The following is a 23,516-nucleotide window of genomic DNA, read 5'->3' on the forward strand; positions in this document are numbered from 1 at the left end:
GAAGCCTTCAAGACTGCAAGACCGCCGGCATTGATCTGCGCACCCTGCCGCGCTGGCAGGCTTACGCAGGGCTGACGGCCGCCCGCAAGCCGTCAGCCCCTGCCCAGCCGCTCGGCCGACTGCTGGCCGTGGCCAACGAACCGCGCTTCGCGGACATGCCCCCGGCACGCATCGTGCCCATGCTCGCCGACGAAGGCGTCTACTTGGCCAGCGAGTCCAGCTTCGCGCGGGTGCTGCGCGCGCCCCATACATCCAGGCCGTGAGCCTCAACCCTGAACACGATTCGGTCATCAAGACGCATTCCAGGGAACAGGATATTCAGCCGATGGCTGAGGCGACAACTATCTTGTAGAGGAATTTTCTCCCCTATCGCGAGTTATCTTATCGCGAGCCATGGAGCACCAATGGCTTTTATTTTCGTACCCGGTAACTCCCAACTTGGCCTGGTGGTCTTTACCGCAAACCACTGCGGTGGTGGCCCTTTTCGCATCGGCAAGCGAGGCCCCAAGCAAACAATTGATCCCGTCATTGCTGGCACATTGCGGATCTACGCCATTGGAACTGAGGGAAACCCATTCCTGTCCTGCCAGTTGCTGCATTCCTGTGAATGGCGCATTGAGTCGAATGACTCGGTCAATCAGGTCATTTCCGGGAAAATCGGCAACCAGAATTCCTGCGTATTGGGGATTGTTCTTTGCCAGCCATGTCGCCGTCAGTTCATTCAAGCCAGAAAAGAAGATCGAACATATCCATCCGATCCCCCAGGTGCATGATCCACGTGGGAAATCAGGCCACTTGCTCCGATGAAGTCCGGTCGCGGTTTCGGTTGCCCCGGTCCAGAGATGATTGGCGCTTGTATTGGCATGCATGCGACCGCCGGCAACAAAATATGGAAACGCCCCTCCGGAGCCGCTCATATAGCCGATGTTCAGATTCGAAGACGGTGCTTGAGAATTCGTGGTCGCCAAATAACTTTTGAGATCTTCCCATTTACCGTAAAGAGACCATTTTGTATCCAGGTTGTAAGAATCATGGATTCTGGCCTGACGATACGACAGACCGTACTTGAATTTCCCTGTTGGCCCGATAATTTCTTTTTCGGCCAAAGACCCATCGGGCAAAGTTGCTGAGGCATTACCAAGCGGAAAATCGGAAAGGATGATGATCTTTCCTCTGACGGAGCGCAGTGTTGGGTTTGATTCCCCCCCGCTATTGTTCCAAAACAAGCTTTCGCCATATTTTTTAATATAGCTGTGCAAGGTTTCTCCGAAATAGCGAGTGTTTCCGGATGCACGATTGATGGATGCATTTTTGTCGTCATCATCCTCGTTTCTGACCCGGGCCATGATGACTTCTTCCGGATGCTTGTTCAGAAATTCCTTGATTTCCGACAATACGCCATCCATATCGGCGCCCAGATCGCTGACGCCGTGATACAGCTGGAACTTGTCATTTCGGTGCTTCACGCGGATGTCAAAAAATCTGATGCCTGCTTTCATCTGTTCCGTGAGCGGCATTGTTTGCGTGCGCACAATATCTTGAAGAGCCGGACCCGAAAATGCACCAGTTATAGTCGAGCCGACGATGGTCGAGGTAAAGGCTATGGAACCCCCGGTACTTGCAGCAGAGTCATGTGTTCCAACCAACGAAAGGCGATTGATGCGAGTGTTTCCATCAATGGCCTTCATGAAAGAGGAATTATCCGTGGAAGCCGTGACGTTCGTAGAAAACGCACCAGTATGTTGCCAGGCATCTGCCTGATAGCTTGCATGCACCTTTGAGCCAAAGATGACGAGCCCAGTCGCCATCGCCAAAAGGAATTTGTTATTTCTGTGATTCATGATGATTAAGATGAGTTGTTGAAAATGTTTGATGAACCGTTTTCAATGATGAATGGTAGTGGCTTTTTGAGGTAAATTCGTTTTGCATACCATGCACACTCCCGAAGCATCGGCACCTGAAGGGCTCCCTTGTTTTTCTTGGCTGCTGCTGCGTGGCACATCGGATGACGACGCGAACTCGTGCCAGACACCCGGCCAGCCCCATGCTGCGCGAGATGCCCACGTCCCACCAGGACACGGAAATGCTGCTTGAGCGTGTTGCGCTTGCCGTCAGTCAGCCGGATCGCATCGCCCATGGCGATGCGCCCATGCTCCCGCGCGAATTCGACGATCTGTGCGATGTCCTGCCAAGACGAGAGCACGCGTTCCATCCCCTGCGCGTAGCCAGCCACTGCCTGCTCGTCGCGCGTCGCGAGGGTCTTGCTGCCTTCGATGCGGGTGGACGAACCGATGCTCCCCATGGCGGCCACCCGGCGCAAGGCCGAGAGCTGGTCAGGCGCCTGGGTGCCGAGCGTGCGCCAAGCACCCTTGAACTCATCGATGCTGGCGATGCGCTTGAGGACTTCCGGGGAGAGCCGGATGGCGTGGGCGACGATCATTACGCGAATATTACATCGAACTACACCCAGCAATCTCCTGGGGTAACTACTTACTATTCAGCCCCCGGCCCGGGGCCCAGCTCATCAACCAAAGCGGGGGGGGGTGAACCGGAGAGCCCTGAAAGGCTTGGGTGAATGCGATGCGGCTGAAGCTGCTGTATTCCGCGATCAGCCGGCCTCTGAAACGGAAGACGTTGTCCAGCATCGGCCTCCTTGTTCTTCTTGCTGGCTGCTGCGTGGCACATCGGATGACGACGCGAACTCGTACCAGACACCCCGGCCAGCCCCATGCTGCGCGAGATGCCCACGCTCCACCAAGACACGGAAATGCTGCTTGAGCGTGTTGCGCTTGCCGTCAGTCAGCCGGATCGCATCGCCCATGGTGATGCGCCCATGCTCGCGCGCGAATTCGACGATCTGTAGCGAAAGTTCGGGCAGTGCGGCGAGTACGATCTTCTCGCGCTCGACCTTGTGGGGGAGGGGCGTTGTTGCATCAATCGACCTTCGAAGATGCACCTCCCCAAGAACACCAATTCAGGTGAGGCGTGCGGACTGCGGACGAGCCAGAGAGGCCATGCGGTTGAGCACGCCCGCACGGATGGCGACCTCGGGGGCCTGCGAGCCAACCGTGCGTGCCCACAGGAAATGGCTGGTCAGCGTCTTCAGACGGTACATCAGGTTCTCCACCAGCGAGCGCTTGTGGTAGCCGCTGGCTTTTTTCCATTCGCGTCGGCCGCTCTCTGCGATCTTGTCAATGGCCGCATTGCGCCAAGTTGCGCCCGGCGTGGCCTGTGGCCAAGGCATGGCACCTTCGCGCGGGGGAATCGAGGGCGTCGCATTGCGCGCGGCAATCTGCGCGTGGCACGCTTTGGTGTCGTAGGCCCCGCCGACGATGTCAATCACCCGTGCGCAGCGCGGGCAAGACGACTTGCAGGCTCTGAGCGCGGCGGCTCAGGGTCGTGTAGTTGGGCACTGGCAGATTCGGGAAGATCTGCAACTAACTGCATGATTTCATAGGCATTCAGCGCAGCTCCTCGAAGCAACTGATCACCACTGATGAACATGTCCAAACCATACTCGCCGTAGATGAGGTTATGGCGAATGCGCCCCACTTCCACTGCGTGCTTGTAGGTCGATGTCATTGGCATGGGATATTGGTTTTGCTCAGGCTGATCCACCAGATCGACACCCGGAGAATTGCGCAATAGTTCACGCACTGCATGCAAATCGGCCACCGGATCTTGGAAGCGCAGCGTCAAGGCTTCAGCGTGCGAACGCAGCGTGGGCACACGCACAGCGGTGGTGCTGACAGCAAGCTCGGGCAAGTTCAACACCTTGCGCAGCTCCCACACAACTTTCATCTCTTCACGCGTATAGCCGTTGGATTCGAAATTGTCGACCTGCGGTATGACGTTGAAGGCTGGATTGTGCGCGAAATTGATGCCGCTGTTATCACGATTATAATCCTCAAACGCGCGCGCCTTTTCAACCAGTTCCTGCATTGCAGGACGTCCGGCGCCACTAGCAGCCTGATAGGTCGAAACAATAACGCTTTCGAGTCCATAACGAGCATGCAGGGGCCCCAGAACCATAAGTGCAATGGCCGAGGAGCAGTTGGGGTTGGCAATCAAGCGCTCGCCGCGATATGTTTTGCCATTGATAGGCGGAACCAGCAGAGGCACGTCGTCGTGATACCGGAAGGCCGAAGAATTGTCGATGACGCAGGATGATTTTGCCAGTTTCGGGCCAAATTCGAGCGAAAAAGCACCAGAGACACACAAAAATACAATATCGCAATCGGCGCAATTGGCCACCGAAAACTCACTGATCAAGTACTCGCTGACACCAACCTTGAGTTTGGTGTTGGCTGAGCGGCTCGACGCCATGCACTTAACTTCATGGCCAGTGTTTGCGAGCAGCTCAAGCATGGTCACGCCAACCGCACCATTGCATCCCACTACAGCTATCTTCATCGGTTTCCCCAGTTGAAATAAAACGTGCTCCCTCACAATGAGGGGCGCAATTTTGACTTATGAACTTTTGCCTTATGCGGTCTTCAAGCGCCTTTCAGATCGAGCCGCGTCGCGCTCCTCGTTGAACCACGTGACCAACTCGGTCATCAGGCGCGGCGTGTCGAAGGGCGTGGCGGTTTCGAACACCACACCCAACTGCTTGCCCTCTTCATCGAAGGCGACCACGCTGTTCGTGGAAGTCTTGTAGTTGCCGCGGTGCCAAGCGTCCTTCTCGCTGCAGGTCAGCAAATCGCGGTGCAACTGCTTGACGTGGTTCTCGGTCAGCGTGATGTCCTGCCAGGACGAGAACACGCGTTCCATCCCCTTCGCGTAGCCAGCCACTTCCTGCTCGTCGCGCGTCGGGAAGGACTTGATCCGGAGGTTGGACAGCAGGCGCTCGACCTCCCGGTCCGACAACTTGCTGCCTTCGATGCGGGGGGACGAACCGATGCTCTCCAGGGTGCCGAGCGCGCGCCAAGCACCCTGGAAATCATCGATGCTGGCGATAAGCTGGAGGATTTCCGGGGAGATCTGGATGGCGTGGGTGGCGATCATTGCGCCAATACTACATCCAATTACACCCAATAATCTCCTTGGCAGTCATTCCAGGGATGCGCCCAACTCCTTCCATATGATCCATGCGGTTCCTGTACCAAGCACAGCCCGTCGATGCGCTACAACATTCACACTGAGGACGATCCGATTCGGCAAGCGGCCGAATTGATGGGGCAGCGAAGCAGGACGGTGGTTGGCGGGTTGCCGACGGCCGCTTCGGGTCTGGAGGCGACATGACGAGTGCGGGGGGACGCCTTTCTGCCGGGGCAGGCATGCAGGAAAAGTATGCCCGTACCGGGTATAGTGAAGGCCGTCTGCCTGAGGTCCTGAAGCGCAAGGACTTTGCACGGTGGCAGGTGCGTGAGAGGCTGCCCGATGTCGCTCTGTGCAAGGCGGTGCGGGAGATGGAAGAAGGGCTGATCGACGCGGACCTGGGTGGCCATCTCTACAAGAAGCGCGTGGCGCGCGCTGGCGGCGGCAAGAGCGGTGGCTACCGCACCTTGCTGTCGGTCCGGATTGGCAACCGGTACGTGTTTCTGCATGGGTTCCCGAAGAGCGCCACGGCGAACATCACGCAGGACGAGAGGAAGGCGCTGCAATACGCGGGCCGGGTGTTTCTGGACCTGTCCGCCGCAGCGCTGGTCGAGGCATTGCAGGCGGGCGCTCTACTGGAGGTGCATTGTGACGAGCAAGATCATTGAATCGCTGCGCGGCGACTTGGCCGCGCTGCACGAGGCCGGCGCAATCGACAAGGTGACGATGCGCGGGTTCGACGCTATCTGTCCGCCGCCGGTGCGCGAATTCAGCGCCACGGACATCAAGCGGCTGCGCGAAACACTCAGCTTCAGCCAACCGGTGTTCGCGCATCACCTGCACACGTCGGCATCGACCGTGCGCAAGTGGGAGCAAGGCGAAACGCGGCCAGCAGGGCCGGCACTCAAACTGCTTAACGTCATTGCGGACAAGGGTCTGCAGGCCATCATTTGAGACGCCCTGGGAGGTCTGGCATGGATCTTCGTCGTTTCGTGTGGGACACAACAACCTCGGATCACCCCAACGGGAGCGAAGCGCTGCGCGCGCCGATGATTAGCCTGAAGTTCCCCGCCCTTTCGCCCCGGGCGACCGCTTCCCAAGTTCGCGCCAGCATGGAGGAAATCGACTTTTCAGGCATTTTCAGGCTCAAAAATAGAGTCACCAAAATACTCGCACTGAAAGCGAGATTGACGTAGAGGTCGACCCATGCCAGCCCGCACCGGAGCCGTTCACGTCGCGACCACAACGCGCAAGTACAAGGACAAGGTCTACCGCACCCACCTGCTGCGCCGCAGCTATCGCGAGGACGGCAAGGTCAAGAACGAGACCCTGGGCAATCTGTCGCATTTGCCCGAGTCCTTGATCGACATCATTCGCCGCTCGCTGCAGGGCGAGACCTTCGTTGCCACTGCCGATGCGTTCGAGATCGTGCGCTCGCGCGCGCATGGCCATGTGCAGGCCGTCAGCGTCGCCATGCAGCGCCTGGGGCTGGCGTCCGTGCTCGCTCGTGTGCCCAGCCGCGAGCGTGATTTGGTGCTGGCCATGGTGGCCGTGCGCATCGTCTCGCCCGACACCCAACTGGCCACCACGCGGCAGTGGCACTCCAGCACCTTGGCCGAGGACTTCGGCGTGCTCGACGCCGAAGAGGACGATCTGTGCGCCGCCATGGATTGGCTGCTCGAGCGCCAAGAGAGCATCGAGCAAGCGCTCGCCACGCGCCACCTGCGCGCGAGGGGCCTGGCGTTGTACGACCTGTCCTCCAGCGACTTCGAGGGCCACTGCTGTCCGCCGGCCCAGCGCCGTACGTTGCAACTGAACTACGGCCTGCTTACCGATGTCCGCGGCTGCCCGGTGGCCGTCTCGGTGTTCGATGGCAACACCGCCGATGGCCTGAGCTTCTTGCCGGCAGTGCAGCAGGTGCGTCAGCGCTTTGGCCTCGATCAGGTGGTCATGGTCGGCGACCGGGGCACGATCTCCGGCAAGGCGATTTCCGGGATGCGCAGCGACGACGGCATCGCGTGGATCACGGCCCTCGAGAGCGTTTCGATCCGCGCCCTGGTCGGGCAAGGGCCGTTGCAGACGGGTCTGTTCGATGAACGCAATCCGCTGGAGATCAACCGGGTGCGCGCGCACATCCTGCTGTGCATGCTGGCCTACTACGTCGAGTGGCATATGCGCGAGGCCTGGCGCGAACTGACCTTCGCCGACACCGATCAAGCGGCCCAGGCCGAGCGCGATCCGGTGGCCCCGGCGAAACGTTCGATGGCAGCGCAGCGCAAGGCCCAAGGCAAAACGCTCGACAACGGGCAGCCCGTGCACGGTTTCCACACGCGGATGGCCGAGTTGGCCACCCTGGTGCGCAACACCTGCCGCACACCCCAGGCAGGCCCGGACGCACCCAGCTTCGACGTGCTGACCACCGCCAACGCTTGCCAACAGCGTGCGTTGGAACTGCTCGGAACCATCCGTTCGTAGTCAGGCTGGGGGCCTGGAACCACCCCTTCAAACGCACCACGTTGAACAAGGCTGCCGCACGCGGATGCGCTGCGGGCTCATAGAATCCGCGCGTGGCAATGCACCTTGATCTTGTAGACCTGCGCTTGATGGTTCATATCGCCGAGGCGAACAGCATGACCCGTGGCGCCGAGCTGTCTTTCATCTCCCTGCCTGCGGCAAGCACCCGCGTCAAGAACCTGGAGGCGGGTATTGGTACCAAGCTGCTGTACCGCACCAGCCAGGGCGTCACGCTCACGCCGCCCGGCCAGGCCCTCGTACACCATGCGCGCATGGTGCTGGGTCAGATTGAGCATCTGTGGGGCGACATGCAGGAATATGCGCGCGGCATCAAGGGCCATGTGCGCGTGTTCGCCAACACCACGGCGCTGGGCGAGTACCTGCCACCGGTGCTGCGGGCCTATCTGAGCAAGAACCCCGATGTGAACATCGACCTGCGCGAGCGGCTCTCGCACGACATCGTGCGTGCCGTGACCGAGGGGCAGACGGACATCGGCATCGTCGCCGGCCTGGTGCGCACGGAAAGCCTGGAGACGCTGCCCTACCGGCACGACCGCCTGGCCCTTGTGGTGGCCCAGGGCCATGAATTGGGCCAGCGCCCCGAAGTGGCCTTTGCCGAAACGCTGGATTACGACTACGTGGGCCTGCACGAGTCCAGCGCCATCCATGCCTTTCTGCGGCGAGAGTGCGATCAGTTGCATCGGTCGATCAAGCAGCGCATCCAGGTCAGCAATTTCGAGGCGGCCTGCCGCATGATCGAGGCAGCCGTGGGCGTTGGCATCCTGCCCGAATCGGCGGCCCGCCGGCATGCGCAGACCATGGCGATCACGATCGTGCCACTGACCGACCCCTGGGCCCTGCGCAAGATGCTGATCTGCGTGCGCAGCCTCGAAGCCCTGCCGGGCTTTGCCCGCGAGCTGGTGGAACTGCTGGTGGAAGACGCACGCCAGGCCGAGGGTGCTTAGCGTTCCCTGATGCGTTCGGGTTCAACGCGCCCACCGCAACACCAGCGCATCGAGCCGGCGCGCAATGTCGATCAGTTGGCGCCGCACCTCGGGGTGCATGGGGGGCCAGGGCGCGCGCGGTGCCTCGCAGGCGATCACGCCGCCTTCCTTCATCAGCGCCTTGGCGGCAAGAAAGCCGGCCTGGCGGTTCTCGTGGTTGATCAGCGGCAGCCAGCGCTGGTATTCAGCGAATGCCTTGTCCTTGTCGCCCGCGCGGTGCGCTTCGATGATGGGGCGAATGCCGTCGGCAAAGCCGCCGCCGGTCATGGAGCCCGTGGCGCCGGCTTCCAGGTCGGCGAGCAAGGTGATGGCCTCTTCGCCATCCCATGGGCCTTCGATGGCTTCTGCGCCCAGCGCGATCAGCTCGCGCAGCTTGCTGGCCGCACCGGCGGTTTCCACCTTGAAGTAGCTGACCTGCTCGATCTCTTGCGCCATTTTGGCCAGGAAGCCGGGCGTCAGCGGTGTGCCGGCGGCGGGCGCGTCCTGGATCATGATGGGGACGTCGATCGCATCGGAGACGCCCTGGTAGAAGGTCTGGATCTGCGCGTCGCCAAATCGGAAGGTGGCGCCGTGGTAGGGCGGCATCACCATCACCATGGCCGCGCCCATGTCCTGCGCACGGCGACTGCGTTCGGCGCAGACGTGGGTAGCGGTGTGCGTGGTGGTCACGATCACCGGCACGCGGCCGGCCACGTGCTCCAGCGCCGTGCGCGTCAGAACCTCGCGTTCCTCGTCCGAGAGCAGGAACTGCTCGGAGAAGTTGGCCAGCAGGCACAGGCCGTCAACGCCAGAGTCGATCATGAAGTCAAGGCAGCGCCCCTGGCTGGCCAAGTCGAGCGTACCGTCCTCGTGGAACGTGGTGGGCACGACCGGGAAGATGCCGCGGTAGCGCGGGTCGGAGAGTCCGGGCATGGCGCTCCTTACCCGGTGATCTGGAACTGGTCCAGGTACTCGGTCTTGAGCGTGAGGCCCAGGCCCGGCACGTCGTCCCTGAGCTGAAGGAAGCCGTTCTCGGCAATGGGTTCGCCGTCGAAGATGTACCAGAACAACTCATTGCCCACTTCCACGTCGAAGATGGGGAAGTACTCGGCCATGGGCGAGGCCAACGTGCTCATGGTCAGGTGGTAGTTGTGCATCTGGCCAGCGTGCGGGACCACGGGCACGCTGTAGGCCTCGCACAGCGCATTGATCTTGTGCGCGGCCGTGATGCCGCCCACGCGGTTGGTGTCGTACTGCACGACGCTCACGGCTTTCCTGTCCAGCAACTGCTTGAAGCCGTAGAGGCTGAATTCGTGCTCGCCGCCCGAGATTGGAACGATGCCCATGTCGTTCAGCTCGGCGTAGCCGCCGATGTCGTCGGCGATCACGGGCTCTTCGAGCCAGCGCGGCTCGAATTTCTCCAGTTTGGGCAGCATGCGCTTGGCGTATTCGAGGTTCCAGCCCATGTAGCACTCGAGCATCAGGTCGTTGTCGTAGCCGATGACTTCGCGGAGGGCTTCGACGGCCTGGAGGTTTTTCTTCACGCCGTCCTGCAGATGCGCCGGGCCGTAGCCGAAGCGCATCTTGAAGGCATGGAAGCCCTGGTCGAGGAACTTCTGCGCCTCGGCCTGCATGGCCTTGAGGTCGGTGCGGTAGAGCTTGCTGTAGTAGCAAGGGATCTTTTCCTTGGTGCGGCCGCCGAGCAACTTGAACACGGGCTTGTGCACGCTCTTGCCCAGGATGTCCCATATGGCCAGATCCACTCCCGAGATGGCGGCCATGGTCACGCCCTTTCGGCCCCAGGCGTGGGTGGCGCGGTACATGCGCTGCCACAGGTATTCGGAGTCCCAAGGGTCCTGGCCCACGACCAGCGGCGCGAGGTATTCGTCGATGATGGCCTTGGCGATGCGCGGCGCCAGCGCCACGTTGCCCAGGCCGACGATGCCGTCATCGGTCTCGACCTCCACCACCGTCCAGGAATGGAAGCGGAAGGTGCTCATGGTCTCGGTGTTGGAGTACACCAGATCCATGGCGTTGGAGCAGAAGTTGCCTTGCGGTGGAACGGTCTTGCCCTTCCATTCGTAGACGCGGGCGCGGACGGATTGGATCTTCATGGCGGTATCTCTCCTGGTTTCGATGCGCATGGTTTTTTCTTCTCAGCTTGCCTGGGCAGCGCGGCGCGAGGCGCCCATGCGGCAGGCGATCAGAAAGGCCTGCCAAGTGGCTTCCACATGGGCCCGGCCCTGGCCCGCGATGTCGTAGGCCGTGCCGTGGGCGGGCGTGGTGATGGGGATTGGCAGACCGCCCTGCACCGTAACGCCGCGCGAGAAGCCCAGCAGTTTGATCGCGATCTGGCCCTGGTCGTGGTACATGGTCACGATGGCCTGGTACGCGCCGGCCTGCGCCTTCAGGAAGATCGTGTCGGCCGGAAACGGGCCGTGGAATGGATCCGGCGTGGGCCAGTCGCGGGCCCTGAGCGCGCGCACTGCGGGTTCGATGACGTCGATCTCTTCGCGCCCGCACACGCCGCCGTCGCCGCCATGCGGGTTGAACGCGGCAATGGCCACCTTGGGCGCGGCGATGCCGTTGGCCAGCAGCGAGCGGTAAATCAGCTCGGACGCCTGCGCGATGCGCTCGGTGCTCAGGTAGCTGGCCACGTCCCTGAGCGGCACGTGCGACGAGATGCGCGAGGTCCACAGGCTGCCCAGCGTGTTGAACTCGCAGAAGTAGCCTTGTACGCCCAGGTACTCGGCGAAGTGGTGCAGCTCATCCTCATGGCGCAAGCCGCCGATCTTCATGGCCTGCTTGTTCAGCGGCGCGAAGCAGATGGCGTCGATGGCGCCTGCCTGCGCCGCGTCCATGCACTGGTCGAGCACCTTCAGCACCGAGCGCCCGCCGGGCGCCGCCGCCACGCTGCGGGTCACGGCCTCGGGCGCCACCGTGTCGACGGCCAGAAAGGCCGGGCGCGACGCATCGGCGCGGCCGCGCACGGCGGCCAGGCTGGCGATGCTCTCGGTCGCCACCCGGACGCCCGCAATGCGCTGGCCCTCTTGCCACAGCCAAGGGTCGCCCACCAGCACGATGTTGGCCCTCTGCACGGCCTCGTGCCTGGCCAGCAGGCGGGCGATGAGTTCGGCGCCGATGCCGGCGGGGTCGCCCAGCGTCAGGGCCACGACGGGAAGTTTGGCGAAGGACATGCGGGACTCAGTCGATCCGGATGTCGTTCTTGCGGATGACTTCGCCGAAGCGCTGGTATTCGGCGCGGTGGAATGCCTCGAACTCGGCCTGGGAGATGGCGCGCAACTCGGCGCCCACCGCTTCGAGGCGGGCCTTGGTCTCGGGCATGGCGATCACCTTGTTGACCTCGTCATGCACCTTCTGCTGCACGGCCATCGGCGTGGACGCGGGCATGTAGATGCCGTACCAGGCGGCGATCTCCACGCCGGCCAGACCCGACTCGGCCATGGTGGGCACCTGGGGCAGCTGCGCGTTGCGCTGGGCCGAGGTGACGGCCAGCGGGCGCAGCCTGCCGCTCTTGATTTGGCCGATGACGGAGGGCAGGGTGTCGAAGCTCATCTGCACCTGCGCGCTCACCAGGTCCACCAGCGCCGCGGCGCTGCCCTTGTAGGGCACGTGGGTGATCCGGATGCCGGCCGCGTCCTGGAACATCTCGGCCGCGATGTGCTGCGTGCTGCCAGTGCCGCTGCTGGCGAAGTGGATGGTGCCCGGGCCCTTCCTGGCCAAGGCCACCAGATCGGCCACCGAGTCGGCATGCACCGGCTTGCCCACCACCAGCACGTTGGGCACCGAGCCCACGAAGGCCACGGGCACCAGGTCCTTGTTGTTGTCGTAGCCGAGCCTGAGCAGGTGCGGCGCGATGGCGTGCGCGGTGACCACGCCCATCACCATGGTGTGGCCGTCGGTGGACTTGGCCGTCGCGTCGACGGCCAGGGTATTGGAAACGCCGGGGCGGTTTTCCACCACGATGGACTGCTTGAGCAGCGGGCCCAGCCGATCGGCCACGGCGCGGGCCATGGCGTCAGTGCCGCCGCCGGGGGCCGAGCCCACCAGCATGCGCACAGGTCTGTTGGGCCAGTCGCCGGTGTTCTGGGCCATGGCACCCCAGGGCAGTATTCCTGCCAGCAATGCGGCCATGGAGAGGGAGCGTCTCTTCATTCATTGTCTCCTTCGGTGATGGATTCGCTGGGATGGTAGGGATGGCATGAATCGCCGTAAACTGAAAGTTGTTGATTGGTTGATAACCAAAGGGAATGGATTATCGAAGGGAAAGTATGGGATCGATCGACCGCAAGAACGGCACACCGCAACTGCTGAACCGCTTGCGCCTGCGCCAGATCGCACTGATGCTGGCCGTGAAGGAACAGCGCACGTTGCGCGCTGCGGCGGCGCAATTGGGCATGTCCCAGCCCGCGGCCACCAAGATGCTGCATGAGTTGGAGGATGCTTTGGACGTACGCCTGTTCGAACGTATGGGACGGGGGCTGCGGATCAGTGAAGCCGGTGAGCGAGTGATGGACTACTGCCAGAATTTGCGCGCAAGCGTAGAGGCGTTGAACCGCGAGCTAATGGAACTGCGGCAGGGCAGTGCTGGCCGATTGGCGATGGGCAGCATCATGGCAGCATCACCGGGGCGGTTGACCAAGGCCCTGCTATGCATCAAACAGCAAAGTCCCTTGCTGTCCATCGAGGTGGCGGTCGATACCAGTGACCGGCTGCTGGCGCAACTGCGTGATGGCGTGCTCGAGGTGGTAGTAGGCCGGATGACCGGCGATCATTGCGACGATTATTTGTTCCGGCCCATCGACGACGAGGAACTGGTGGTCGTCTCCAGCCTTTCGCATCCGCTGGCGCGCAAACGCCAAACAACCCTCGAAGCTCTGCGGCCCTATGCCTGGGTACTGCAACCTCCGGGCAGCCCGATGCGCACATTGATTGATCAGGAGTTTCGAGACCGGGGCCTGGCGCTACCGCGTGGCCTGATCGAGACGGGATCGATCCTGACCAGCATCAATCTTGTGCGCAGTTCGACAATGGTGGCGGTGGTTCCTGCGGCGGTCGCGCGCAGCCATGCAGAGCACGGCATGCTGCGCTTGCTGCCGTTTCGTTTCGGGCGCCGACTGGAGGCCTATGGCAGCATAGTGCGTCGGGACCATTCCCTCAGCCAGCCGGCGCAGCAGTTTCTGGCGCTGCTGCATGAAAGTACGGCGTAGGCTCGGCCGCCCCACCTTGCACGCAACGCCAACATGAGTGGACGCCCGCTGGCCACCGGCCATCCATGAGTTCGAACTACAGGATTTTCCGGTGACGGTGGCCGTGGACACGCAGGGCAACTCAATCCACCGCCATTTCGAACTCGGCTGATGGCTGTTTGAATGAGGTGGCAAGCATCCTGACACGTACCGGCCTGACTTTGGCAAAGCAGAAGGCACGGTTCAACAAACAGGGATTGCACGCAAGGCGGGTCAAGGTGACGATGCCCCCCATGCGCCGCCCCGCTGTGGCACGGGTTGTATGCTCTTTGACGAATAGCTTGAAGCGCTCATGAATAAAGCTCCGGATGCCGTTTTGACCAAAACTTTTGAATCCCGCACCGCCCAGTTGGCGGCCTTTGCCGCAGATTTGCGCCACGCGCACGTTCCACCCGCCGTACTGCGCAAGACCGAAGACCTGTTGGTGGACTGGTTCGGCTCCGCCGTGGCGGGCCACAGCGCCCGGCCCGTGGAGAGCATCGCGCGCTTTGCCCTTGCCATGGGGCCGGCCACCGGCCCGAGCGAGGTCATCGCCACGGGCGCCAGCACCAGCCCGCACGCAGCGGCCATGGCCAACGCCGCCGCAGCGCACGTGGTTGAGCAGGACGACGTGCACAACGGCTCGGTGTTCCACCCGGCGGCCGTGGTGTTTCCGGCCGCCGTGGCCGTGGCGCAGTCCATCGGCGCCAGCGGCGCGCAGTTGCTCGTGGCCGCCATCGCGGGCTACGAGGTGGGCATCCGCGTGGGTGAATTCCTGGGCCGCAGCCATTACAGGATTTTCCACACCACCGGAACGGCTGGCACGCTGGCCGCCGCCGCCGCCGTGGGCCAGCTGCTGGGGCTGGACGCCCGGCAGATGCTGCACGCCCTGGGGTCGGCAGGCACCCAGGCGGCCGGGCTGTGGGGGTTCTTGCGCACGGCGGCCGACAGCAAGCAACTGCACACGGCGCATGCTGCCGGTGCGGGCCTGATGGCCGCCTACCTGGCTCAGGATGGCTTCACCGGCGCGGCCGACATTCTGGAAGGCAAACAGGGCATGGCGGCGGGCATGTCGAGCGACGCCGACCCGACGCGCCTCGTCGATGGCCTGGGCAGCCGCTGGGCCACGGCAGAAACCTCGTTCAAATGGCATGCCTCCTGCCGCCACACGCACCCCGCGGCCGATGCGCTGCTGCAAGTCATGCAGCAGCACGGCCTGACCGCAGGCCAGCTGGCCCGCGTGGTCACGCACGTGCACCAGGGCGCGATCGACGTGCTCGGCCCCGTGGTGCGGCCCAGCACGGTGCACCAGAGCAAGTTCTCCATGGGCACGGTGCTGGCCTTGGTGGCCCGCTTCGGCCATGCCGGGCTGACCGAGTTTGAGGAAGCATTCCTCGCGCCCGAAACGCAGGCGCTGCGCGACCGCGTGGAAATGGTGCTCGACCCCGAGGTCGATTCCGCCTACCCGCGCCAGTGGATCGGCAAGGTCACGGTGCACACCCACGACGGCCACGTGTTCGAGGGCCGTGTGGACGAACCCAAGGGCGATCCCGGCAACACGCTCAGCCGCGATGAACTCAGCGCCAAGGCCCTGCGGCTGGCCGCTTTCAGTGGCGGCGTGGCGGCCGGGCCCATGGCCCGGGCCGTGGACCGCCTGTGGCACATGGAGCAGTGTCCCCGCGTGGGCCGCTTGCTGGAGCGTCTGCCATGACCGGGGTGCTGCACGGCCGCGTGGCGCTGGCCCGCAGCTTCCTGTTCGTGCCCGCGAGCCGCCCCGAGCGCCTTGCCAAGGCCCTGGCCAGTGGCGCCGACATCGTGGTGGTGGACCTGGAGGACGCCGTCGAGCCCCCGGCCAAAGATTCCGCCCGGCAGGCGCTGTGCACCCGCTTTGGCGCGCTCGAGCCTGCGCAGCGCGGCCGCCTGATGGTGCGCATCAACGCCCGGGGCACCGCATGGCACGCGCAGGACGTAGCGCTGCTGGCGCAACTCACGGACTCCGGCCTGGCCGGTGCCATGCTGCCCAAGGCCGAGGACGGCCTCGCCTTGGCCTCGCTCGCCGGGGCGTGCCCGGGGCTGGCATTGCTGCCCCTGATGGAATCGGCCAGCGGCTTCCATGCGCTGGATGCCGTGGCCCAGGCGCCGCAGGTGGCGCGGCTGGGCCTGGGCCACATCGACCTGCAGGCCGACCTGGGCATGGCCTGCGGCGACGACGAGGCCGAACTGGCGCCCGCACGCTGGAGCATGGTCGTGGCCTCGCGCCACGCGGGTCTGGCCGCACCGGTGGACGGCGTAACTATCCGGCTGAACGACCCGCAGCAACTGCGCGCCGACACCGCCCGCAGCCGGCGCTTTGGCTTTTCGGCCAAGCTGTGCATCCACCCGGCACAGATCGCGGGGGTGCATGCCGCGCTGGCCCCGACCGAGGCCGAGGTGGCCTGGGCGCACCGCGTGGTGGACGCCTCACGGCTGGCGCAGGGCGGGGCGGTGCAGCTCGATGGCGCGATGGTGGATGCGCCGGTGCTGCTCAGGGCGCAGCAGATCCTGTCGCGGCAGCAGGCCCCGGTGGGAAGCCAGGGGTCGTATGGAGGCTCAGCGTGCGCCGAATGAAGTCAGCCAGTCCAGGTAGAAGGCTTCGCGCGCGAGCTTTCGGGGCAGGACCCGGGCACTTTGCAGCACGCTTGCACAACGGGCCTCAAAAGAACCTTCTTCAAACCTGAGGAGACTATCCATGATGCGATCGACATCCCTTGTGCTCCGCCTTGCGGCGCTTGCCGTGTTTCCCGCCGCAGCCTTGCTCGTCGCCTCCACGGCCGCGGCCCAGGTGCGCGACTTTCCGACCAAGCCCATCGAACTCGTCGTGCCCTTTCAGCCTGGCGGCGGGACTGACGCGCTGGCGCGCGCCTTCGCCGACGCGACACGCAAGCACATGCCGCAAAGCATGATCATCGTCAACAAGCCGGGTGCCACCGGCGTCATCGGCTGGCAAGACGTGATGAATGCAAGGCCGGACGGCTATCGCCTGGCGGTCATCACGGTGGAAATGACGACGCTATCGCACATGGGGCTGGCGAAGTTCACGTACGAAGACATGACGCCCATCGCGCGCTTGAACGCCGATCCGGCCGCCATCACCGTGCGCGCCGATGCGCCCTGGAACACCGCCGAGGAATTCCTCGCCGCCGCGAAGAAGGGCAACGGCAAGATCAGCGTCGGCAACGCCGGCAACGGGTCGATCTGGCACCTTGCCGCGTCGGCGCTGTAGGACAGGACCGGCGTGCAGTTCAATCACACGCCCTTCCAGGGGGCTGGGCCTGCCGTGCTCGCGCTGCTTGGCGGGCACATCGATGCGGTGACCGTCAGTCCCGCTGAAGTCACGACCTGCGTGCAGGCCGGCAAGCTGAAGACACTGGCCGTCATGGCCGACCAGCGCATCAAGGGCTTCGAGCAGGTGCCCACGTTGAAGGAGCGCAACATTGACCTCAGCATTGGCACGTGGCGTGGCCTCGCGGCCCCCAAGAACACGCCGCCGGAAATCGTGACCTATCTGAAGAACCTGAGCCAACAGGCATCGGCCGAGCCGGCGTTCCGCGAAGTGCTCGACAAGCAAAACCCGGGCTTCGCATACGCCGACGACGTCACGTTCAAGGCGTACATGGCCAAGGACAGTGCCTACTTCAAGACATTGATTGCCAAGCTGAAAATCAAGAACTGAGAACCACAATGACCGTTCCGGAGACACGACCATGAGCCATATCCAGGGTTTTCGCATTCACCCACGGCCAGAATCCGCCGTCAGCAGCGCCTTGTTGGAACGATTCCGCAGCTACCCGGTGGCCAACGTGAGCGACGTGATGAGTCGCAGCACCGGCACCGGGCTCCTGCGGCCCTACCACAAGCGCGACGGCATGCTGGTGGGGCGAGCGCTCACGGTTCGCACCCGGTCTGGTGACAACCTGATGGTGCACAAGGCCATCGACGTCTCCGGCCCAGGCGACGTGATCGTCGTCGATGCAGGCGGCCCCGGTTCCAACGCAATCATCGGGGAGATCATGCTGGCCTTGGCGATCGCGCGCTGCGCTGCGGGTTTCGTGATTGATGGCCCTATCCGCGATAGCGACAAGATCGGCCAAGGCACGCTGCCGGTGTACGCACGCGGCGTCGCGCATCGCGGACCCTACAAGGACGGACCAGGGGAACTGCATGTGCCGGTGTCGATTGATGGCATGGTGGTTCGGCCAGGCGACCTTGTGCTGGGTGACGGCGATGGTCTTCTCGTCGTGATGGCAGAGGAAGCTGAGAACATCGCCGCACGCGTCGAAGCTGTCCAGCGCGCGGAAGTGGCGCTACTGCAATCCATTGCGCATGGCTGCGTCGACCGCGCGTGGGTCGACAGGACGCTGCGCGAGAAAGGCGTTCTGTGAACGAAGGTACTGGCGCAGCGTTTGCCGCAAGGCGCGTGGTGCGGTTCGACCACTGGTTGGACCCCGCCTTTGATCGCATCGTGTCTTGCGCGCGCGGTCTGGTGCTGAGCACCTGTGCCATGGAAGGTTCAGATGAGGCGGCATGGGCGCAACTCGCAGCAGCCCACGTCTACCAGATCTCGGCCGCCAAGGACGAACTTCCCCGGCGCTGGTTCGCCGACGCGGCACTGGTGGCCCGCTGTCCTGCGCTGCTTGCAGTCTCGTCCACAGGTTCGGGCTGCGACACCATCGACATCGAGGCATGCACGCGCGCCGGTGTGGTGGTGATGAATCAATCGGGCGGGAATGCCGACTCGGTGGCCGAGATGACGCTGGGCCTGATGCTGTCTGTCTTTCGCCGAATTTCCGAGTCTGACCGGTTGCTGCGTACGCACCGGGGCTTTAGTCGCGAGGATCTGATGGGGCATGAACTGCGCGGCCGAACGCTCGGCTTGGTGGGCGTGGGGCAGGCTGGACGGCGCGTGGCAGCGCTGGGCCATGCATTCGGCATGCGCGTACTGGGTTGCGATCCCGCCCTGAGTGACACCGAGATGGCCGCGCGGGGTGCTGAGGCCGTGTCCTTCGACGCGTTGCTGCACCGCTCCGATGTGGTGTCATTGCATTGCCCACGCAATGCGCAGACCCTCGGAATGATGGGCGCCGCCAGCTTCGCTGCCATGCGGCCTGGCGCTGTATTCATCAGCACGGCCCGCGGAGGCATCCATGATGAGGCCGCACTGGAGAACGCCTTGGCCAGCAGCCATCTGGCCGGTGCAGGTCTGGACGTGTGGGAACAAGAGCCGCCACCACGCGATCACCCACTCCTTTCCCGCGATAGCGTGGTCGCCACTTTTCACACGGCAGGGGTAACCCACGAGGCAAGGCGCAACAACGCCGAACTGGCGGCCAGGCAGGTCGTGGCCTTGTTGACCGAAGGCCGGCGGCCGGAGCGATTGGTCAACCCCGAGGTGTGGCCGCGTGCGGCGCGCCGCGTCGCTGCTGCCCTGGCCCTCCCCGCCGCAACGGCGACTTGAATCTTTTCAGCACCACAGACTTGGCCCGAGGGGCCGCCCCGGAGACATGCCCATGAAGCAACACCGTCCCTCCCGCCGCCAAACACTCGCGCAGTGCACGCTCGTTGCCGCGGCGGCCTGCGGTATCGCCGCTCCGTCCGTCGCACGGACCGCAGCGGTTTATCCCTCGAGGCCAATCGAGATGATCGTCGCGTATGCCCCCGGCGGCGGAACCGATTCAGTGGCACGGCTTCTGGCCCGCTCCCTGGAAAAGCAACTGGGAACCAGCATCGTGGTGCAGAACCGGCCCGGCGCTGGCGGTGCTATCGGCTTTGCAGAACTGGCTCGCGCCGCGCCTGACGGCTACACCATTGGCTTCATCAATACCCCCAATCTGCTCACCATCCCGATCGAACGAAGGAGCAGCTTCAGCTGGCGCAGCTACGACCTGCTCGGAAACTTGGTCGATGACCCGGGCGGTTTCACGGTACACAACGACCATGGCATTCAGTCCTTGGCTGCACTGGCGGCCTTCGCAAGGGCGAATCCTGGCGCAGTGACGGTGGGCACGACCGGCATTGGGTCGGATGACCACCTGGCGATGCTCCTGTTCGAGAAGGGGGCAGGCGTGAAGCTGAGCCATATTCCATATAAGGGTGCAGGCGAGGTGCGCAGTGCCATCGCGGGTCAGCAAATCGTCATCGGCGCAATCAACGTCGGCGAGGCGTTGCAGTACCAGAAGGGAGGCACGCCAATCCGGCTTCTCGGCCAGATGGGGGCTACGCGGTCATCGCTGGCACCCGGGATTCCCACCTTCAAGGAACAGGGGTACGACATCGAACTCGCGTCGCTGCGCGGCTTGGCCGCTCCCAAGGGTTTGCCTGAGGAGGTTCGTAGAAAGTTGGTCGATGCCATCGTCCGGGCAAAGGACGATCCGCAGTTTCAGCAACAAGCGCAAGCGTTGTTCGCGCCGCTTCGCTACTTGCCGCCTGCCGCCTACGCGGCAGAACTCCAACGCAGCGAGGCAGGATTTCACCAGCTTTGGCAGGAGATGCCGTGGCAAGAGGGCCGGCCCTGACGCGATCTTCATCGGGTCAGGAGTTGGTGGAGGGTGTTGGCGATTACCTGCGTGGCCTTGCGCAGTTCATCCAGTGGCACGCGCTCGTCGGCGCGGTGTCCGTTGGCTTCGAGCAGCGACTCGGGGCCGGCGCCGTACATCACCGTGGGGATGCCTGCTTCGCTGTACAGGCGCGCGTCGGTGTAGAGCGGCACGCCGATCGGCGTCACGGGCTTGCCCATCACCTCGGTGGCCTCGCGGCATACCAGCGCTGCCAGGTCGTCGGCACCGGGCGCCGGCGCGAAGGGCCGGGCCAGCAGGATCTGGCGGATTTCCACCGAGATGCCAGGCAGCGTGCGGCAGGCTGCCTCGATCACTGCGCGCAGATCAGCCTCGACGGCCTCTGGTGATTCCTCGGGCACGATGCGTCGGTCGATACGCAGGATCAATTGGTCGGCCACCACGTTGGTGTTGATGCCGCCACCGATCAGGCCCACCACCATCGTGGGGTGGGTGATGCCCGGCGTTGACGAGGGACGGTCGGCGAGGCGGTCGCGGTAGCGGTAGAGCGCGGGCAGCAGTGTGGCTGCGGCCTCGATCGCGTCGTGACCGGTGTCGGGCCGGGCGGCATGCGCCGAGGTGCCGCGCACCGCCACCTCGAGGTGCAGGCAGCCGTTGTGCGCCACCACGACGTGGTGCGAGAACGCGGCGGAGAGTACGAAGTCGGGCCGACTCAGGCCCTTCGACAGGATCCATCCCGGGCCGGTGACGCCGCCGGTTTCCTCGTCGTAGGTCAGGTGCAGTTCGACCGTGCCGGCCAGCGGCGTGCCCGATGCCGCCAGGTGCTTGAGCGCACGCATTGCAAAGGCGTAGGTCGTGAAGTCGGACTTCGATACTGCGGCGCCGCGGCCGTAGAGCCAGCCGTCGCGCACTTCGCCGCCGTAGGGATCGACGCTCCAGCCCGCGCCCGGCGGGACCACGTCGCCGTGCGCGTTGAGCGCCACCACCGGGCCGTCGCCGAAGCGTTCGCGCACGATCAGGTTGGTCACGCTGCGCATGCCGTGCGCGGCCACGAACTCGGCCGACACCGCATGGCGCTCGACCTTGAAGCCCATGGCTTCGAGTAGCCGGGCGGTGAGCTCGGCATGCGCAGCGCAGTCGCCGGGCGGGTTGTCGGAGGGGCAGCGTACCAACTCGGTGAGGGTGCGCACCTGCTCGTCGAAGTGCGTGTCGATGAAATGGCGCAGCGTGTTGCGCGGCAGGGTGGCGTCGGTCATGGCGATCATGGCGGTCAAGGAAGCGGGTAAAGAGGCCGTTAGAGGAAGCGGTCGATGAGAAAGGGAGTGATGTCGAAGTCGGTGCGGCCGTGCACTATCAAGTCGGTGACGAGCCGCCCGGTGATCGGCGCGAGCGTGTAGCCGTTGGACGTCACCGCGTTGTAGAAGCCGGGGTGGCCGGGCACCTCGCCGAGGATCGGTGCGCCGTCGATGTTCACGTTCATGCCGGCCCAGCAGCGCACCATGTGGAGGCCGCGCAAGGCGGGTAGCACGTGGCACGCCACCCAGAGGTTGCCTTCGATACTCTCGCGCTCGGCGCGGTTGAGGCGCATGTCCTCGTGGAAGGCGGCCGTCCAGCCACCGCCGACGATGAGGCCGCCGCTGGCCGCCTGCTTCAGGCTCAGGTGCCGGTCGGCGTGCGCGACCAAGTGGTTGACCAGCGGCGGAGCGGGTTCGGTCACGATCATCTGCAACGGCGCGCCCTTGACGGGAATCGTCACGCCCAGCATGCGGCCGATGGTGTTCGACCAAGCGCCGCTCGCGTTCACGATGCGCCCGGCGTGGATGGTGCCGCGCGACGTGCGAACCACGAAGCCCGCGCCGTCGCCCGGCAATGCACCGATGGTCTGCACGTCGCAGCCGCGCAGCATACGGGCTCCCTGCTCGCGTGCACGCCGTGCCACTGCGTAGGTGGCGCGCAGTGGATTGATCTTTCCCTCCATGGGACAGAGCTCGGCACCCAGCAGTTTGCCGGACAGCGCGGGCGACAGGCGCCGCAGCTCGGTGCCGTCGATCACCTGCGCGTCGATGCCGTGACTGCGCTCCAGCGCGGCCTTGGCCTCGAGGAAGCGCATGCCGGCTTCGCTGTCGGCGACCATGAGGCCGCCGGTGATCTTGATCTCGAGGTCCTCGGCGCAATCGCCCTCGATCTCCTGCCACAGGCGCACCGACATCGGCCCGAGCGGCAGCGTGGCTGCGGCCGGGCCGCCGTCGTCCTGCGCCTTGGCGCCGAAATCGAACGACAGCAACTGCACGTGCAGGCTGCCCGCGTTGGCGCCCGAGGCCTGCAGGTTGATGTCATCGCGGTCCACCACGGTCACGTCCTGCCCGGCCTTGGACAGGTAGTAGCCGAGGCAGGAGCCGAGCACGCCGGCGCCGATCACCAGCACGTCGGTGTGCACTGGCGCGAAAGGCGCGTGCGCCACCGGCCGCGCGAGATTCGGCGTGATGGCCGGCCTGTGGCCGCTCCACTCGGGTTTCTCGAAGCCGAGCGCTCCGGCCGCCACCGGCTTGGCCGGCGGGCGCGGGGCAAAGTACTGTTCGACATCCGGCGGACTGCCCGTGAGTTCGGCCACCAGCCGGCCCGCGGTGGCGGCGCAATAGCGCGCCTGGCAGCGTCCCATTCCGAGGCGCGTGTTGCGCTTGAGCGCGGCCAGCGTGTCGTTGCCGGCGCGGATCTGCTCGCGCACCGAGCCGAAGGTGATCTCCTCGCAGCGGCACAGCAGCGTGTCGTCCGGCACCGCCGCCAGCGTGACGGGCGGTGGCGCATAGAGCGACCACAGCGCTTGCTGGAAGCACTCAGCCCGGCGCAATGGGCCGAGAACCTCCGCGGGCTTGGCGGGCTCTGCGGCGCCCAGCCCGAGCTTACGCGCCGCGGCCGTGCCGGCCAGCGTGCCGCGCGCCAAGGCGACGCGGGAGCCACCCAGGTCGGCGCCGTCGCCCACCACGAACACGCCGGGCAGGCTGGTGGCGCCATCTTCCTGCGTGACGGTGGCCAGGTGGCCCAGGTGCCGCGGGGCCAGCCGGTGCGCGCAGCCCAGCATGCGCGCGAGCTCGGTGGAGGGAATGAAGCCGTAGCCCAGGCACAGCGTGTCGACCTCGATGCGCCGTGCCGTCGCGGCCACCGCGTGGCCCTGCGCATCG

General features: G+C 64.4%; 22 protein-coding genes and 4 pseudogenes. 15 read left to right on the top strand and 11 right to left on the bottom strand.

Annotated features, from left to right (window positions below):
* Positions 1–14 precede the first annotated feature (14 nt).
* Positions 15–257 (top strand): annotated as a pseudogene (locus VTU_RS35860) (IS3-like element ISAzo10 family transposase); the annotation flags it as partial.
* A gap of 84 nt (positions 258–341) precedes the next feature.
* Here the strand turns inward: VTU_RS35860 and VTU_RS31440 are convergent.
* Complete coding sequence (locus VTU_RS31440; RefSeq protein ID WP_081479792.1) at positions 342–1,841, bottom strand: phosphatidylinositol-specific phospholipase C; 1,500 nt, start codon at positions 1,839–1,841, stop codon at positions 342–344.
* A 5-nt stretch (positions 1,842–1,846) separates the two neighbouring features.
* Positions 1,847–2,440: a filamentation induced by cAMP protein Fic gene (locus tag VTU_RS30705; RefSeq protein WP_010104164.1), complete on the bottom strand. Its 594-nt coding sequence runs from the start codon at positions 2,438–2,440 to the stop codon at positions 1,847–1,849.
* 288 nt (positions 2,441–2,728) lie between these two features.
* On the opposite strand from VTU_RS30705, the gene VTU_RS35425 reads away from it, so the two are divergent.
* Positions 2,729–2,863, top strand: a complete 135-nt coding sequence (locus VTU_RS35425) for a hypothetical protein (RefSeq protein WP_010104170.1) — start codon at positions 2,729–2,731, stop codon at positions 2,861–2,863.
* Positions 2,864–2,974: 111 nt separating this feature from the next.
* Here VTU_RS35425 and VTU_RS26890 read toward each other — a convergent pair.
* From VTU_RS26890 to VTU_RS0111180, 3 genes and pseudogenes are all read right to left on the bottom strand, one after another.
* Positions 2,975–3,428: pseudogene (locus VTU_RS26890) on the bottom strand (transposase); the annotation flags it as partial.
* Positions 3,429–3,444: 16 nt separating this feature from the next.
* Positions 3,445–4,413: pseudogene (locus VTU_RS26895) on the bottom strand (aspartate-semialdehyde dehydrogenase); the annotation flags it as partial.
* A gap of 72 nt (positions 4,414–4,485) precedes the next feature.
* A complete protein-coding gene (locus tag VTU_RS0111180; protein ID WP_010104173.1) occupies positions 4,486–5,007 on the bottom strand; it encodes a Fic family protein in 522 nt (173 codons plus the stop codon).
* A gap of 314 nt (positions 5,008–5,321) precedes the next feature.
* Here VTU_RS0111180 and VTU_RS0111185 point away from each other — a divergent pair, with 314 nt between their 5' ends.
* From VTU_RS0111185 to VTU_RS0111205, 5 genes are all read left to right on the top strand, one after another.
* The gene (locus VTU_RS0111185; RefSeq protein WP_029554306.1) at positions 5,322–5,708 is read left to right on the top strand and encodes a type II toxin-antitoxin system RelE/ParE family toxin; all 387 of its coding nucleotides are present in this window, start codon (positions 5,322–5,324) and stop codon (positions 5,706–5,708) included.
* Positions 5,689–5,994, top strand: a complete 306-nt coding sequence (locus VTU_RS0111190; RefSeq protein WP_010104177.1) for a helix-turn-helix domain-containing protein — start codon at positions 5,689–5,691, stop codon at positions 5,992–5,994. Before VTU_RS0111185 ends, VTU_RS0111190 begins: the two co-directional genes overlap by 20 nt.
* A 20-nt stretch (positions 5,995–6,014) precedes the next feature.
* Positions 6,015–6,236 (top strand): hypothetical protein, encoded by a 222-nt coding sequence (locus VTU_RS0111195; protein ID WP_029554307.1) that lies wholly within the window; start codon positions 6,015–6,017, stop codon positions 6,234–6,236.
* Between the two features lie 10 nt (positions 6,237–6,246).
* Positions 6,247–7,515 carry an IS1634 family transposase gene (locus VTU_RS0111200; RefSeq protein ID WP_010104178.1) on the top strand — a complete coding sequence of 423 codons (1,269 nt, stop codon included), beginning with the start codon at positions 6,247–6,249 and terminating at the stop codon, positions 7,513–7,515.
* A gap of 98 nt (positions 7,516–7,613) precedes the next feature.
* The gene (locus tag VTU_RS0111205; protein WP_010104179.1) at positions 7,614–8,519 is read left to right on the top strand and encodes a LysR family transcriptional regulator; all 906 of its coding nucleotides are present in this window, start codon (positions 7,614–7,616) and stop codon (positions 8,517–8,519) included.
* A 21-nt stretch (positions 8,520–8,540) separates the two neighbouring features.
* On the opposite strand, the gene VTU_RS0111210 is transcribed toward VTU_RS0111205, so the two are convergent.
* Genes VTU_RS0111210 through VTU_RS0111225 form a run of 4 tightly spaced genes read right to left on the bottom strand, consistent with a single transcriptional unit; the run spans position 8,541 to position 12,713 of the window.
* A complete protein-coding gene (locus VTU_RS0111210) occupies positions 8,541–9,470 on the bottom strand; it encodes a dihydrodipicolinate synthase family protein (protein ID WP_010104180.1) in 930 nt (309 codons plus the stop codon).
* Positions 9,471–9,478: 8 nt separating this feature from the next.
* Positions 9,479–10,651, bottom strand: coding sequence for an L-rhamnonate dehydratase (locus VTU_RS0111215; protein ID WP_010104181.1), 1,173 nt, complete (start codon positions 10,649–10,651; stop codon positions 9,479–9,481).
* A gap of 42 nt (positions 10,652–10,693) precedes the next feature.
* Complete coding sequence (locus VTU_RS0111220) at positions 10,694–11,734, bottom strand: 4-hydroxythreonine-4-phosphate dehydrogenase PdxA (RefSeq protein ID WP_010104182.1); 1,041 nt, start codon at positions 11,732–11,734, stop codon at positions 10,694–10,696.
* A gap of 7 nt (positions 11,735–11,741) precedes the next feature.
* Positions 11,742–12,713 carry a Bug family tripartite tricarboxylate transporter substrate binding protein gene (locus VTU_RS0111225; protein WP_029554309.1) on the bottom strand — a complete coding sequence of 324 codons (972 nt, stop codon included), beginning with the start codon at positions 12,711–12,713 and terminating at the stop codon, positions 11,742–11,744.
* Between the two features lie 116 nt (positions 12,714–12,829).
* On the opposite strand from VTU_RS0111225, the gene VTU_RS0111230 reads away from it, so the two are divergent.
* From VTU_RS0111230 to VTU_RS0111265, 8 genes and pseudogenes are all read left to right on the top strand, one after another.
* Complete coding sequence (locus VTU_RS0111230) at positions 12,830–13,768, top strand: LysR family transcriptional regulator (RefSeq protein WP_010104186.1); 939 nt, start codon at positions 12,830–12,832, stop codon at positions 13,766–13,768.
* A gap of 37 nt (positions 13,769–13,805) precedes the next feature.
* Complete coding sequence (locus VTU_RS32730; RefSeq protein WP_010104187.1) at positions 13,806–13,919, top strand: fumarate hydratase C-terminal domain-containing protein; 114 nt, start codon at positions 13,806–13,808, stop codon at positions 13,917–13,919.
* Between the two features lie 180 nt (positions 13,920–14,099).
* Positions 14,100–15,497: an MmgE/PrpD family protein gene (locus VTU_RS0111240; RefSeq protein WP_050809488.1), complete on the top strand. Its 1,398-nt coding sequence runs from the start codon at positions 14,100–14,102 to the stop codon at positions 15,495–15,497.
* Positions 15,494–16,393: an HpcH/HpaI aldolase/citrate lyase family protein gene (locus VTU_RS26900; protein ID WP_010104189.1), complete on the top strand. Its 900-nt coding sequence runs from the start codon at positions 15,494–15,496 to the stop codon at positions 16,391–16,393. Before VTU_RS0111240 ends, VTU_RS26900 begins: the two co-directional genes overlap by 4 nt.
* A gap of 124 nt (positions 16,394–16,517) precedes the next feature.
* Positions 16,518–17,498, top strand: a pseudogene (locus VTU_RS26905) (tripartite tricarboxylate transporter substrate binding protein).
* Positions 17,499–17,529: 31 nt separating this feature from the next.
* Positions 17,530–18,207 (top strand): RraA family protein, encoded by a 678-nt coding sequence (locus tag VTU_RS0111255; protein WP_010104191.1) that lies wholly within the window; start codon positions 17,530–17,532, stop codon positions 18,205–18,207.
* A 35-nt stretch (positions 18,208–18,242) separates the two neighbouring features.
* Complete coding sequence (locus tag VTU_RS0111260) at positions 18,243–19,280, top strand: hydroxyacid dehydrogenase (protein ID WP_236610710.1); 1,038 nt, start codon at positions 18,243–18,245, stop codon at positions 19,278–19,280.
* Between the two features lie 52 nt (positions 19,281–19,332).
* Positions 19,333–20,337, top strand: coding sequence for a tripartite tricarboxylate transporter substrate binding protein (locus VTU_RS0111265; RefSeq protein ID WP_236610711.1), 1,005 nt, complete (start codon positions 19,333–19,335; stop codon positions 20,335–20,337).
* Positions 20,338–20,345: 8 nt separating this feature from the next.
* Here VTU_RS0111265 and VTU_RS0111270 read toward each other — a convergent pair whose 3' ends face one another.
* The gene (locus tag VTU_RS0111270; protein WP_010104199.1) at positions 20,346–21,602 is read right to left on the bottom strand and encodes a M20/M25/M40 family metallo-hydrolase; all 1,257 of its coding nucleotides are present in this window, start codon (positions 21,600–21,602) and stop codon (positions 20,346–20,348) included.
* 29 nt (positions 21,603–21,631) lie between these two features.
* Positions 21,632–23,516, bottom strand: a 1,885-nt coding sequence (locus VTU_RS0111275; RefSeq protein ID WP_010104201.1) for an FAD-dependent oxidoreductase, incomplete at its 5' end; no start/stop codon positions are given.

Source organism: Verminephrobacter aporrectodeae subsp. tuberculatae At4, assembly GCF_000193225.1.
In the GTDB taxonomy this organism is placed as follows: Bacteria; Pseudomonadota; Gammaproteobacteria; order Burkholderiales; family Burkholderiaceae_C; genus Acidovorax; species Acidovorax aporrectodeae.

What these genes read in the sequence shown, in the direction of transcription:
- VTU_RS26900 (WP_010104189.1), top strand. Translation starts at nt 15,494, where the DNA reads ATGACCGGGGTGCTGCACGGCCGCGTGGCGCTGGCCCGCAGCTTCCTG.
- VTU_RS0111225 (WP_029554309.1), bottom strand. Translation starts at nt 12,713, where the DNA reads ATGAAGAGACGCTCCCTCTCCATGGCCGCATTGCTGGCAGGAATACTG.
- VTU_RS0111180 (WP_010104173.1), bottom strand. Translation starts at nt 5,007, where the DNA reads ATGATCGCCACCCACGCCATCCAGATCTCCCCGGAAATCCTCCAGCTT.
- VTU_RS0111265 (WP_236610711.1), top strand. Translation starts at nt 19,333, where the DNA reads ATGAAGCAACACCGTCCCTCCCGCCGCCAAACACTCGCGCAGTGCACG.
- VTU_RS0111255 (WP_010104191.1), top strand. Translation starts at nt 17,530, where the DNA reads ATGAGCCATATCCAGGGTTTTCGCATTCACCCACGGCCAGAATCCGCC.
- VTU_RS35425 (WP_010104170.1), top strand. Translation starts at nt 2,729, where the DNA reads ATGCTGCGCGAGATGCCCACGCTCCACCAAGACACGGAAATGCTGCTT.
- VTU_RS31440 (WP_081479792.1), bottom strand. Translation starts at nt 1,841, where the DNA reads ATGAATCACAGAAATAACAAATTCCTTTTGGCGATGGCGACTGGGCTC.
- VTU_RS0111210 (WP_010104180.1), bottom strand. Translation starts at nt 9,470, where the DNA reads ATGCCCGGACTCTCCGACCCGCGCTACCGCGGCATCTTCCCGGTCGTG.
- VTU_RS0111230 (WP_010104186.1), top strand. Translation starts at nt 12,830, where the DNA reads ATGGGATCGATCGACCGCAAGAACGGCACACCGCAACTGCTGAACCGC.
- VTU_RS0111205 (WP_010104179.1), top strand. Translation starts at nt 7,614, where the DNA reads ATGCACCTTGATCTTGTAGACCTGCGCTTGATGGTTCATATCGCCGAG.
- VTU_RS0111220 (WP_010104182.1), bottom strand. Translation starts at nt 11,734, where the DNA reads ATGTCCTTCGCCAAACTTCCCGTCGTGGCCCTGACGCTGGGCGACCCC.
- VTU_RS0111270 (WP_010104199.1), bottom strand. Translation starts at nt 21,602, where the DNA reads ATGATCGCCATGACCGACGCCACCCTGCCGCGCAACACGCTGCGCCAT.
- VTU_RS0111240 (WP_050809488.1), top strand. Translation starts at nt 14,100, where the DNA reads ATGAATAAAGCTCCGGATGCCGTTTTGACCAAAACTTTTGAATCCCGC.
- VTU_RS30705 (WP_010104164.1), bottom strand. Translation starts at nt 2,440, where the DNA reads ATGATCGTCGCCCACGCCATCCGGCTCTCCCCGGAAGTCCTCAAGCGC.
- VTU_RS0111200 (WP_010104178.1), top strand. Translation starts at nt 6,247, where the DNA reads ATGCCAGCCCGCACCGGAGCCGTTCACGTCGCGACCACAACGCGCAAG.
- VTU_RS0111215 (WP_010104181.1), bottom strand. Translation starts at nt 10,651, where the DNA reads ATGAAGATCCAATCCGTCCGCGCCCGCGTCTACGAATGGAAGGGCAAG.
- VTU_RS0111195 (WP_029554307.1), top strand. Translation starts at nt 6,015, where the DNA reads ATGGATCTTCGTCGTTTCGTGTGGGACACAACAACCTCGGATCACCCC.